Here is a 12,535-nt window from a genome sequence, read left to right as displayed (position 1 = left end):
AAGATACCAACTTCGCATGGGCCTACCAATTCTTTGATATAAATGAAAGTCCATTATTTTTTATGAAGATAATAGAGAGTAATTAGATTACTTTAAGCTATTAAATTCAATTCAACTATATTTATACATAGACCAACTTTTCCTATAGGTAAATATTAACGCGTAAGCATAGCATTGATCGCGCTGAAAATTAACATCAAAACAATTCAACCATTAGAGAATTTTAGAACTTTAAAGAAAAGAGCCAAGGACTCCTCACAAATTTAAAAAGCCAATTAAAATGAAACGAAGAACATTTATAGGCACCTCAACAGTGGCATCTGTAGGAATGCTAACATACAGTAGTGGAAGCGCCATGAAGTCTAATATACATGGTTCTAATAAACTTAAGAACAATATTAATCACAGCGTTTGCTATTGGTGTTATGGTAAAATCCCCCTAGAAGATTTTTTACAATCATTAAAAAGCTTAGGGGTAAAGGCAATAGACCTAATTGGACCAAAAGATTGGCCTTTACTAAAAAAATACAATATACATTCGTCTATGTGCAACGGGGCTGAGATTAGTCTTACCGAAGGTTGGAACGAACCTAAATACCATAGAACCTTAATTAAAAATTATACTGAAATGATTCCCAAGGTTGCTGAAGCCGGTTACACCAATCTTATCTGTTTTAGCGGTAACAGGAGGGGCATGGATAACGAAGTGGGTCTAAAAAACTGTGTGGAGGGCCTAAAACAGATTCTGCCTTTGGCTGCCAAACACGATGTACTTATCCAAATGGAACTTTTAAACTCAAAAGTGGACCACGAGGATTACATGTGCGACAACTCGGAATGGGGTGTAGCGCTGTGTAAGGCATTCGATTCCGAAAATTTTAAATTGCTATATGATATTTACCATATGCAAATAATGGAAGGGGATGTGATTAGAACTATTAAGAAATACCATCCTTTTTTTCGCCATTACCACACTGGAGGAAATCCAGGGAGAAATGAAATAAATGAAACTCAGGAACTATATTATCCTGCAATTATGAAAAGTATTTTAGAAACAGGATATACAGGATATGTAGCTCAGGAATTTATTCCTACATGGGAAGATAAGATTGCTGCTCTTAAAGAAGGCGTAACTATTTGTGACGTATAATTAGTGAATAATAAAATTTTTAAACTTAGGTAATCTTAAAATTCATCTTTCAACAGGCTAGTGTTGTTCCAATGCCATGCTCACCTGTTTATTCCATTCCAATTGCTTTTCATAATTGCGAGAGAAATTGGTTTCTTTATCGTAAAGATTTTGAAAGTCGTTTAGCTCTTTTATGATTTGCTCATAGATTGCTTTCACCTCAGCTTTAACATTATCACTAAAAGTGGCCTCAGCAAATTCACGGCGTAACTTACGAGTATAGATTTCGGTTATATCAAAGTGCAGTTGCTCATGATTTAGGATCAAAGTATCTGTAATAGTATTCCTAACCCACGAATTTTGAGGATAGAAGTAGCTAGTGACCTGAAAATCGATTTCTATTTTGTCATTCTTTCGGAAAGTAGAAAAGCTATATGCTATTCCACTGGCAGTAACTGCTGAGGCATTGGATGTGCGGGAAGGCTTTCCTTTAAAATCGGACCATTCCAATCTATTTTCTCGCTGCCAAAGCACGTCATCCTTCTGCTGCGCAAGCCCTAACTGCACTATAAGTAAAAAGATAAAAGTAATACAGACCTTTATAGCTCCCAATGGAACGATATATTCCTAACAATATCAGGATGAAGACTATAGTGAACAGGACAGGTTCTTGCGGTATTCTCTAAGATTTTTCTGTTCTTATCAGAAATAGCTTTAGGTAGTTTAAAATTAACATCTATTCTTACTATACGTCTAGGATCGGCCTCCATAAACTTGGTAACCTCTGCCGTAGACTCCACGAGATTTACGTCCAAACTTCTTGCTTTTATTCCCATTACAGAAAACATACAACTTGCCAAACCTGTGGCAATAGTATCTGTTGGTGAGAAGGCCTGCCCCAACCCATGGTTGTCCAAAGGGGCATCGGTAACAAAACTATTTCCTGAGAGCAAATGCTCACAACTAGTTCTTAGATCTCCTAAATAGGTTACTTTTGAAGTCATTGTTATATTATTCTTTTAATTCTACCACTTCCATATTTTGGAACTCTAATATATAGACAGCATCATTAAAATAACCAGAAGTAAAGTTCTTAGTGTAATTAAATTTGTTGCCAATATATTCTGTACCCCCAATTAACTTGGAAGCATCTATCAGATTATTTTTATAAGCAATTTTCAATAGCAGGTCATAGGCAATATCAAAACCTCTTATCGCATACTCATCGGGCTCTGCTCCAAACCTAGCGCTATAAGCCTTAGTAAAGGAATTACTACTAACTCTTCGCGAAGCCGAAGGATAGGTGAATCTAAGGTTAGACATATGGGAATAAGAGACCACCTCATTATCAAAGGCAGCATTTTTATCCGTTGTTAACAGTTTAATGTTTTTCTTGTTACTTACCAAGGAATTGAGCAAGGATGCCGCATGATGAACCACAGTGGCCTGGTCTGTTTCCAAGAATATATAGTTATCTGATGTCTGCGACAATAAAGCAGAAATTTTATTTATATCCAAGGTTCTGTCCTCCTTTAAAGTTACCGTACTAGCACCTGGAAATTGCTTTAATAATACTGCTTCTGTGGACTTATTCTTTGAATCTGCAATGACGATAATTTTTTGATCAGTCCTAATATCGGAAACATAGGTCAACAATCGGTCTCTCATTACTTTTTTAGAGGGCATGGCAAAAAACACATTACTCAAACTTAAATCGCTCCCTTCAGTTAAAGGCGCAATTACTGGAATGTTATAATTAGCTGCTTGCAATGCTACTTCTTTAAGGGAAACAGGTTCTAATGGACCAAAAATAGCAGAAACCCCATTTAGATTTTCTTGTTGCAGAATAGTTCTCGTGCGGTCCATGCTCAATTCCGTATCATAGGTCTTTACGTCTACAGATATTCCTAATTTAGCTACCGAATCTATTGCCATCAGCGCTCCAGAATACAAACCAAGACTATATCTTACGTCCTTTCTTTTTTTAATAGCATTGGTTACCGATTCCGTTTCATTTAGGTTCAACCTATCGAACCTAAATGGCAATAGGAATAAAAGTTTAGGTTTAAACAGTGGATTGATACTATCTATTAAATTGATTTTATCTAGAATAAGGGCATTCTTCACATCAAAATTTCCAGTCTGATTTTTTGGAAGTTTCAATACCATTCCCGCTTTTAAACCATCTTTTAAATCTGGGTTTAAATCTAGCAGCTCCCTGTAAGTAATTCCCAATTTACGGGTAAGTGAAAATTCGGTTTGCTTAGGTTTAACTTCGTAAAAGTTAAAATTCTCGGTATTAACCACTCCCGAATTGGCTGTTTTTACAGGAATTTGAAGTACCATTCCCTCTTTTAATCCACCACGCTCTTTAATTTCCGGGTTCAATTTGATAAGCTCTTCCGAACTTAATCCAAATTTCTTCTCCAAACTATAAAAAGTCTGTTTTGGAGGAACAGTATATGAAGTATACAATTGAGTTTTTTGATTCTTAATCTCTCCTTTTACTAACTTAGGAACCAACAGCTCCTGTCCATTTGCCAAATGATCTGTAGTTTTAGACAAGTCGGGGTTTAAAACCAATAGGCTATCTAGCGTAATTCCAAATTTATGTGCAATACTCCATCTAGTTTCTTTGGGCTGAACTTTATACACCTCATAATTCCCTTCTTCATGAACATTTTCAGCTTCCTTTACTTTTCTGTATTTGGGAATCTTTAAGGTCATACCTCTTTTCAGCTGAACAGAATACAGCTCTCTATTGAACCGCTTTATGTCATCTTCTGTAACATCGTATCTTTTGGCTATCCCGTATAAGGTTTCCTTTCTCCTTGTTCTATGAGATATAAACCCAACAGGTTCCACCTTACCAACTTCCGATTCGCTCCCTTGTAGCTTATCCAGTAGGGCATTTACGCCCACCTCTGTTTTCTGTTTTACTTCCGATTTATTGGCATCACCAACCAAGGGAATAACAAGGATGGTGTTAGCTTTTATAGCTTGACCTTTCTTAACTTCCTTATTATAATTTAAAATTCCAAGTTCAGAAACCTTGTATTGTTTTGCAATACCTTCCAATGTCTCCCCTTCCTTAACGGAATGAGTTGTGAATTTTTGGGCAACGGCACATACCCCAATGAATAGCATGAGAAACGTGGTCAATATTGCTTTTTTATTTAATTTCACTATCCTGGATTTATTAAATTAAACTCAACTTAAGATTACTCTTTTAACGTATTTAGAATAATTTTATTCCTCTATATAGTCTTCTACTCCCACTCAATGGTTGCTGGCGGTTTAGAACTAATATCGTACACTACTCTATTTACACCTCTTACTTTATTAATAATATCGTTGGAGGTTTTTTGCAAAAACTCATAGGGCAGGTTTACCCAATCAGCCGTCATCCCGTCTGTACTTTCAACAGCTCTTAATGCTACGCACTTTTCATAGGTACGCTCATCTCCCATTACCCCTACACTATTTACTGGTAAAAGGATAGCTCCTGCCTGCCAAACCTTATCATATAGGCCCCATTCTTTTAGACCACTGATAAAGATTGCATCAACCTCCTGAAGGATTGCTACTTTCTCTCGGGTGATATCCCCTAGGATACGGATAGCTAATCCTGGACCTGGGAAAGGATGTCTTCCCAACAGTTCCTTATCTATTCCTAAACTAGCTCCTACCCTTCTTACCTCATCCTTAAATAACATTCTCAACGGCTCTACAACTTTCAACTTCATATAGTCTGGCAATCCACCAACATTATGGTGGCTTTTTATTGTTGCAGACGGCCCACCGGTTGCTGAAACAGATTCAATCACATCCGGATAAATTGTCCCTTGCGCCAACCATTTAGCATCTTCCACTTTATGGGATTCATCGTCAAAAACTTCAATAAACACCCTTCCAATGGTTTTTCTTTTCGTTTCTGGGTCGCTTTCCCCTTCCAGATTATCCAAAAAGCGTGCCGAAGCGTCCACACCTTTTACATTTAATCCCATTCCTTGATACTGATCCAGTACGGCTTGGAATTCATTTTTACGTAGCAAACCGTTATTGACAAAGATACAGTGAAGATTTTTCCCTATTGCCTTATGCAAAAGCACTGCAGCTACGGTAGAATCTACTCCTCCAGAAAGCCCTAGTATGACCTTCTCCTTCCCAATTTTATCCTTAAGCTCGGCTACCGTTGTTTCCACAAAAGAATCGGGTGTCCAAGTTTGTGCCAATCCAGCAATATTTACAAGAAAATTCTCCAACAATTGCTTTCCGTCCGTAGTATGATACACTTCTGGATGGAATTGGATTGCGTATGTATCTTCTCCATTAATTTTATAAGCCGCGTTCTCCACATCTGGGGTACTCGCCAATTTCGTAGATCCTGTTGGCAATTCCTTTATTGTATCGCTATGGCTCATCCAAACCTGACTTCCTTCGGAAATACCATTAAAGAAAGGTTCTTTATGATCTATGAATGAAAGTTTGGCCCTGCCATACTCCCGAGTGCTAGAAGGAGAAACCATACCGCCATTGAAATGCGCCAAATATTGAGCGCCATAACAAATTGCTAAAAGTGGTTTCTTGCCTTTTATCTGAGAGAGATCTGGATGCGGGGCATCTTCGGCGCGAATTGAAAATGGAGATCCGGAAAGGATTACCGCTTTGTACACCGATACATCTTCGGGTAAATGATTATATGGCTTAATTTCGCAGAAAATATTAAGCTCCCTAACCCTTCTGGCAATGAGTTGTGTATACTGGGAACCAAAATCTAAAATGAGGACGTTATTTTGCATGGGCAAAAATAGTAAATTGAAAATTTTTGAAAAACAACTTTAATGGTTATTTATGAAAACCATCATAAATCCGGCCCAAAAATACCCATTTAATTTACATCTCTCCCGATAAATTAAAACAATATAACAGGGAAAATATAGGAATCTTAATCTGGCAAACCAATAATTCAATATAAAAAGCCTAATCCCGATAAATCCCAATCCATCATATTTAATTTTACTAAGCCCACTTTATTAACTTGCCCTGTAGTAAAAATATTCCAAAAGTGCCCTACCTCAACATTTCTTTTTACCTTTATTTGATTAATTAAAATTCATGATGGGCACGGTTTATTTAGAGCAGATTAGACAAGAATTACAACGCGGTCCCACAGAAAAGGGCCATCCCTTTAGATTCTTTACTTTTGCAACGGTTGGACTAGACCAAATGGCCCGATTGCGAACGGTGGTAATGCGAGACGTGGACAAGGAATTGAAAATTACTTTCTACACCGACAAACGATCTAAAAAAATAACCCACCTAAAAGAAAATAAAAAAGTAAGCCTACTCTTATACCACCCAGAAAAACTACTCCAATTAAGAATAGAGGGAATAGCCAGCTATAAACATGATACAGCAACAAAGGAGGTATACTGGGATTCAATTCCAGATATCGCAAAAAAAGAATATACCACAAGCCCATCGCCCGGAACTATTATAAGCGATCCCAGCAAGTTGGAATACCTCTCTAAAGAAAATCATTTCTGCGTAGTAGAGATCTTCCCTTATAAAATTGAATATTTAAAATTGGGACAACCAAACCACACTCGGATCCGTTTCTCTAAGAAAGACAACGAATGGGATAGCGAATTCATTGTTCCTTAACTTCCGAAATACATATTTTATTCCATAGATGCCAAGATCATGCTTATATCGTTTTCGGTGGTTGCGGGATTAATAAAGCAAAAACGCGCCACCGTTTCATAATTCCCTTGAACTTTAAATTTTGTAGGTGTTACTAATGCAAATCCTTCCCTGTGATTTTTATAGGTCCAATCCGTATAGTCCTGGGCAGACCATCCTATCCTCCTAAAGAGCACACAAGAAAGACTTGGCTCCCTCACCAATTCTACCAAGGGGTTTTTAGTTATTAATTCACCCGCCAAATTAGCTAATTCAATACCTCTGTCTACTGCCCAGGAATATTTATCTGTACCGTGCATAGCCAAGGAGAACCACAGTGGCAGGCCCCTTACTCTACGGGTAAGCTGTATTTGATAGTCAGAAGGATTAAACCCGCGAGCGCCTTCATCGTTAAAAATCTCCAAATAAGAACCTTCTTGTGAGTGCGCTTCCTTGGCTAACTCAGGCTCCCTGTATAGAACGGCGCCACAGTCATAAGGCGAAAACAGCCATTTATGTGGATCTATGGTAATACTATCTGCTTTCTCCAATCCTTTAAATAGCGGCCTGGCCGTTTTGGAAGCCAACGCTCCTCCCCCATAAGCCGCATCTACATGAAACCAAAGGTGCTTCTCCTGGCAGAGCGCTCCAATTCCCCATAAGTCATCTATAATCCCTGCATTGGTAGTACCACCTGTAGCCACTACTGCAAACAAACGCTGACGTTCTTGCGGATCTAAACCCTCTATTTTTTCCTTGAGTGCCTCAGAGGTCATTTCTTCCTCCGTCTCTACTAGAAGCACATCGCAATCTATTACCTTGGCCATTGCTTTTACCGAAGAATGCGCTCCACTAGAAGTAATTATTATTCCTTTCTTTCCTCTATTATTAGGATCCTTTCTCCAATATTCTCTAGCCGTTACCATAGCAGAGAGGTTGGCCGCCGTTCCTCCACTTGTAAAAACTCCAAAAGCCCCCTTAGGTAATCCGGTTAAGGATACCAACCATTTCATGGCTTCATTCTCACAAAATATACCACCAGCTCCTTCCATCCAGTAGGCCCCGTGAATACTGGAGGCCGAAGTAACAAGGTCAAACATTACAGCCGCCTTAGTTGGCGATGCAGGCACAAATGCCAAATGTCTGGGGTGGTCTATTGGGACAGTAGCCTTTATCAAAACATCCTTGAACAAATTAAATGCTTTCTCTCCTCCAATTCCAAGGGGGGTGATAGTTTCTCCCACCAAATCCCTTAATTCAGCCTCGTTTTTAGGCTTTCCCAATTCCGGGGCAGGGTGGGTAAGACGACCTATGGCATATTTCATGACATCCAAGGTCATTTCTACCATTTCAAAATCTACTTTGTGCATGGACATAGTCAGCGGTGTTTTAAAAATAAAATCCTAAATACTAGTGTGATATAAATTGTGGGCATGGCTTTTGCTAATCCATCATTATAATCGTAAAATCTCCAGCAAATGGATCTAGCGCCTCCATCAAAGAAGGAATCAACCGTTCTCCATATTCCAAGTAGAGTTCTGAAAAATTAAGATTCCGCTCCTGTAGGGATCTATTAGGAAAAAGCTGGTTTTGAATTTCCGTCATTCGCACTACCTGATCTTCCAATTTTCTTTTTTGTGCTCGCAATAGCCGTTTCTCCAAATGATCCAACCCTTTAAGCTGTTTCACTTCCTGGGCCTTTACTGCTCCCAAAAACGATGCATCCGTAATGTTAGCCAATTCATAAAGACCTTTAAATTGTTGCTTTAGATGATCCTTTTGAGGAGTAAAATCGATATCGATATTAGAAATTTCTCGAATTTTCTTATTGATAAAGCTACTTTGCCCTAAAAACAAATCCGCAATGGAGATATTCATATTGTCTAATTTCTCATATTGCTTTTGAGTTATTACCAAGGCTGAATTTCGAAGCAAAAGCATTGGGAAAGGAACCTCCATTTCAGTAAACATAGCTTTTAGCTGGAGCCAATAAGCCAGTTCACCTCCCCCTCCTATATAACATAAATTAGGCAAAATCACCTCCTGATATAGGGGCCTGGTCAGTACATTTGGCGAGAATCTTTCCGGATGATTCATCAATTCCTTTAAAATTTCCTCTTTCGTAAATTGGATCTTAGTATCGTTAACGAAATATCTTCCATTCTGCTCTACTATTCTTTCGCGCACCCCATCTACCAAATAAAAATAATTGATCTCTCTAGGATTAACCTGAATCCCATAATTTCCCTTTAATTCCTCTAATCTTGCAGTGGTCTTATCCACCATTTTATAAGATTTTTGCTCCAAGAGATCCTTTTTTATATACGGAATAAAAATGCTCTTTAATTGCGGATCGTTCCCATCCAATATCACCAAACCATATTCTCCAAAAAGTTCATTGGCAAGGTAACGGGTAGCATCATCTAGGGTATCATGTTCCAAATAGGCTTTTTTAAACCATTCATTAAGTTTATTAGCATTTATACTTTTCCCCATTTCATTGGAAAAAGCATCACATATAGCTTGTAAACCATTCGTATCTAAAGAACCAACAGCTCCAGAGGCCTCTTTGTTCCATTGTAATTTTTTCCCTCGGAAATTAAAGAAATTAATTTCTTCAAAATCGTGATCCTCTGTTGCCATCCAGTAAATGGGAACAAAATCATTTTCGGGATATTTTCGTTTCAGGGTTTTGGTAAGATTTATGGTGGTAATAATCTTATATAGAAAATACAGGGGACCCGTGAATAAGTTTAATTGATGGCCTGTGACTACGGTATATGTGGATTTTTCCTTTAACAATAAAATATTGGTTTCCGTAGTACTGGAAGTTTTGGAATTCTGATATTGCTTCTTTAATACGGTATATAATATCTGTCTATTGGCAAGACTAAAATTAGACTTTTCCTTTATTTGTTCTTTAAACTCCGCCAGTTGAGGCTTTCTATTATAAAAGGGATCCAAAGTTGGATTCCCCTCCAAATAATCACATATTAAATCAGAAAAGTAACCGGTTTTTTTAAAGGGTATGCCTTTGATGTCCATAAAATATTGGTAATTGCTTCGGTAAATATAGGGGTTAACCCTTTTTTCACGTCCTAAAAATACGTTAAGAAGTTTAATTAACCATTTTATTAAGGCGATTTGACAATTGCCGTTGCCCTGAAATTGAATTATGCGGGTATATCCCTATACCAACATTATAATATCAGCATTATTCCTTAGATTTGGTTACTAGTTAATAAATCCACATTTAATATGAAAAGAGTACTATTCTCCCTACTGCTATTGGTTGCCACAGTTGGAATTGCACAAGAAATACAATCGCCCTCCCAATTTTTGGGATATGAATTGGGTACTGCCTTTACAAGACATCATAGAGTGGTGGATTACTACAATCACCTCGCATCCAAAGCTCCTGAGCGCGTACAGTTAAAGCAATATGGGGTAACTAACGAACAAAGACCGTTAATTCTGGCCTATGTATCAAGTGCTGAAAATATAAGCAATCTGGAATCTATCCGTGAAGCTCATTTAAACAACACCAAGGGTGGTGATTTGCCATCAAAAGCAATTGTCTGGCTCAGTTATAATGTTCACGGAAACGAAAGTGTTAGTACAGAAACCTCCATGCAAACCATCTATGAATTATTGACCAAAAAATCAGACTATTTGGAGGATACCGTGGTAATCATAGACCCCTGCCTCAATCCAGATGGGCGCGATAGATATGTTAACTGGTATTATCAAAACAAAAACACTCCTCACAACGTAGATCCAAACAGCAAAGAGCATCATGAAGGTTGGTTGAACGGGAGATCTAATCACTACATGTTCGATTTAAACAGAGATTGGGCGTGGTTAACCCAAGTGGAAAGTCAGCAACGTATAAAAATGTTTAACCAATGGCTCCCCCATATCCATGTGGATTTTCATGAGCAGGGTGTAGACAACCCTTACTTCTTTGCTCCTGCAGCCGAACCTTATCACGAAGTGGTCACTGATTTTCAGCGCAATTTCCAAAAAGTCATCGGAAAAAACCATGCAAAATATTTTGACGCCAACGGTTGGTTTTATTTTACTAAAGAGATTTTCGATCTGCTATATCCTAGTTATGGCGACACCTACCCCACCTACAATGGAAGCATTGGCATGACTTATGAGCAAGGTGGTAGTGGCCGCGCCGGATTGGGAATTAAAACCAGCATTGGCGACACGCTTACGTTAAAAGATCGTATTTCCCATCATTTAACAACTGGCCTTTCAACCGTAGAGGTAGCATCCCAAAATACAACCCTGTTAAATAAGGAGTTTCAAAAATTCTTTCAAAATATCGATTTCGAACATAAGAGTTACGTACTAAGCGGTGACCCCGACAAATTGGAGGCTCTGGAAAACTTATTGAAGTCACACGAAATAAACTACGGATGGGCGGAAAATAGCTCTGTAAAAGGTTATGATTACGGTTCTGGGAAAATAAATACCATAAAGACCTCATCCAACAATATGGTAGTTTCTACAGACCAAACCAAGGGAACTATGGTAAAGGTTCTCTTGGAACCCAACACCAAACTAAGTGATTCCCTTACCTATGACATAACTGCTTGGTCTTTGGCCTATGCCTATGGCTTAGATGTCGTTGCCTCAAAAACACTGGTAAAATCAAGTCCTAAGAATACTATTGCGGATACTGGGAAAACCTTTAGCGAACTGTCCAAGGACGCTTACGCCTATATTGCAAATTGGACAAGTATGAAGGACGCCCGATTTTTATCGCAACTTTTAAAACAAAATATTAGAGTGCGTTACGCCAACCTACCATTTACTGTAGAAGGTAAGGTGTTTGACCGAGGTAGTTTAATCATTACCACAGCCGATAATAAAAACCACAAAACCTTTTTAACGTCCTTAGAAGCCATTTCTAAAAAGCTAAAAATTAATCTTACCGCTACCGAATCGGGTTTTGTGGAAAAAGGGAAAGATTTTGGTTCTAGCTCTGTACCCATGATCACCGACTCTAAAATTGCCATTTTATCTGGTGAGCCAACAAGCACTCTGCAATTTGGCGAAATTTGGCATTTCTTTGAGCAACAATTAAATTACCCGGTCACTATTCTAGACTCCAATTATTACAACAGAGTAGCGCTATCGGAGTATGATGTCCTAATCTTGCCAAATGGATGGTATAATAGCTTCTTTGATGAGGCAAAATTGGCAAGCTTAAAGAAGTTTGTCAAAAATGGAGGAAAATTAATAGCTATGGAGGGTGCCATTAAAGGCATTAATGGGGAAAAAGGATTCGGAATAAAGGAGAAGAAAATTGAGAAAGACAGCCTAGTAAGCAATCACGTCTATGAGGATTCTGAACGAGAATATATTAAAAGTAGTATCACCGGGGCTATTTTCAAAACCAAAGTAGACCCTACTCACCCCTTGGCATATGGATATCCCGATCATTATTATACACTTAAACTCGGGAAAGCAGCATATGACAGGTTAGATACCGGTAATGTAGCCTATTTAGAAGAAAATAGTTCTCCTGTTTCTGGTTTTGCTGGAAGCGAGGCATTGAAAGAAATACAGAAAACACTAGTATTTGGAGTAGAAAATCACGGCAAAGGACAAGTTATCTATATGGTGGATAACCCTTTATTCCGAGGATTTTGGGAAAATGGGAAGCTCTTTTTTGTGAACGCCCTATTTATGGTGCAATAAATATAA

The 12,535-nt window shown here is 38.2% G+C and carries 9 protein-coding genes; 3 read left to right on the top strand and 6 right to left on the bottom strand.

Features of this window, described 5'->3' with window-relative positions:
- The first annotated feature begins 280 nt into the window (after positions 1 to 280).
- Positions 281 to 1,150, top strand: a complete 870-nt coding sequence (locus G466_RS0106105) for a hydroxypyruvate isomerase family protein (RefSeq protein WP_026812869.1) — start codon at positions 281 to 283, stop codon at positions 1,148 to 1,150.
- Between the two features lie 57 nt (positions 1,151 to 1,207).
- Here the strand turns inward: G466_RS0106105 and G466_RS0106100 are convergent, their stop codons facing one another.
- The 4 genes from G466_RS0106100 to guaA form a co-directional block, all read right to left on the bottom strand.
- Positions 1,208 to 1,741 carry a DUF922 domain-containing protein gene (locus G466_RS0106100; RefSeq protein ID WP_026812868.1) on the bottom strand — a complete coding sequence of 178 codons (534 nt, stop codon included), beginning with the start codon at positions 1,739 to 1,741 and terminating at the stop codon, positions 1,208 to 1,210.
- Entirely contained in the window at positions 1,729 to 2,133 is a 405-nt protein-coding gene (locus G466_RS0106095) for an OsmC family protein (RefSeq protein ID WP_026812867.1), read from the bottom strand. The genes G466_RS0106100 and G466_RS0106095 overlap by 13 nt, the downstream gene beginning before the upstream one ends.
- A 7-nt stretch (positions 2,134 to 2,140) precedes the next feature.
- A complete protein-coding gene (locus tag G466_RS0106090; protein ID WP_229797179.1) occupies positions 2,141 to 4,291 on the bottom strand; it encodes a LysM peptidoglycan-binding domain-containing protein in 2,151 nt (716 codons plus the stop codon).
- Positions 4,292 to 4,398: 107 nt separating this feature from the next.
- Positions 4,399 to 5,931: a glutamine-hydrolyzing GMP synthase gene (guaA, locus tag G466_RS0106085; RefSeq protein WP_026812865.1), complete on the bottom strand. Its 1,533-nt coding sequence runs from the start codon at positions 5,929 to 5,931 to the stop codon at positions 4,399 to 4,401.
- 316 nt (positions 5,932 to 6,247) lie between these two features.
- Between guaA and G466_RS0106080 the strand changes: the two genes are divergently transcribed.
- Complete coding sequence (locus tag G466_RS0106080) at positions 6,248 to 6,796, top strand: pyridoxamine 5'-phosphate oxidase family protein (RefSeq protein ID WP_051315542.1); 549 nt, start codon at positions 6,248 to 6,250, stop codon at positions 6,794 to 6,796.
- Positions 6,797 to 6,813: 17 nt separating this feature from the next.
- Here G466_RS0106080 and G466_RS0106075 read toward each other — a convergent pair whose 3' ends face one another.
- Together G466_RS0106075 and bshC are read right to left on the bottom strand one after the other, a co-directional pair.
- A complete protein-coding gene (locus G466_RS0106075) occupies positions 6,814 to 8,184 on the bottom strand; it encodes a pyridoxal phosphate-dependent decarboxylase family protein (RefSeq protein ID WP_026812863.1) in 1,371 nt (456 codons plus the stop codon).
- A 73-nt stretch (positions 8,185 to 8,257) separates the two neighbouring features.
- Positions 8,258 to 9,859, bottom strand: a complete 1,602-nt coding sequence (bshC, locus tag G466_RS0106070; protein WP_026812862.1) for a bacillithiol biosynthesis cysteine-adding enzyme BshC — start codon at positions 9,857 to 9,859, stop codon at positions 8,258 to 8,260.
- Positions 9,860 to 10,072: 213 nt separating this feature from the next.
- On the opposite strand from bshC, the gene G466_RS0106065 reads away from it, so the two are divergent.
- Positions 10,073 to 12,529, top strand: a complete 2,457-nt coding sequence (locus G466_RS0106065) for a M14 family metallopeptidase (protein WP_026812861.1) — start codon at positions 10,073 to 10,075, stop codon at positions 12,527 to 12,529.
- Positions 12,530 to 12,535 lie beyond the last annotated feature (6 nt).

The sequence above is a fragment of the Arenibacter certesii DSM 19833 genome, assembly GCF_000429545.1.
Classification (GTDB): domain Bacteria; phylum Bacteroidota; class Bacteroidia; order Flavobacteriales; family Flavobacteriaceae; genus Arenibacter; species Arenibacter certesii.
Note: the sequence above shows the minus strand (reverse complement) of the source record. Positions and strands in the feature narration are given on the sequence as shown.

Excerpts from the sequence above, each read along its gene's own strand:
- bshC (WP_026812862.1), bottom strand. The coding sequence starts at position 9,859 with ATGGACATCAAAGGCATACCCTTTAAAAAAACCGGTTACTTTTCTGAT.
- guaA (WP_026812865.1), bottom strand. The coding sequence starts at position 5,931 with ATGCAAAATAACGTCCTCATTTTAGATTTTGGTTCCCAGTATACACAA.
- G466_RS0106080 (WP_051315542.1), top strand. The coding sequence starts at position 6,248 with ATGATGGGCACGGTTTATTTAGAGCAGATTAGACAAGAATTACAACGC.
- G466_RS0106105 (WP_026812869.1), top strand. The coding sequence starts at position 281 with ATGAAACGAAGAACATTTATAGGCACCTCAACAGTGGCATCTGTAGGA.
- G466_RS0106075 (WP_026812863.1), bottom strand. The coding sequence starts at position 8,184 with ATGCACAAAGTAGATTTTGAAATGGTAGAAATGACCTTGGATGTCATG.
- G466_RS0106095 (WP_026812867.1), bottom strand. The coding sequence starts at position 2,133 with ATGACTTCAAAAGTAACCTATTTAGGAGATCTAAGAACTAGTTGTGAG.
- G466_RS0106065 (WP_026812861.1), top strand. The coding sequence starts at position 10,073 with ATGAAAAGAGTACTATTCTCCCTACTGCTATTGGTTGCCACAGTTGGA.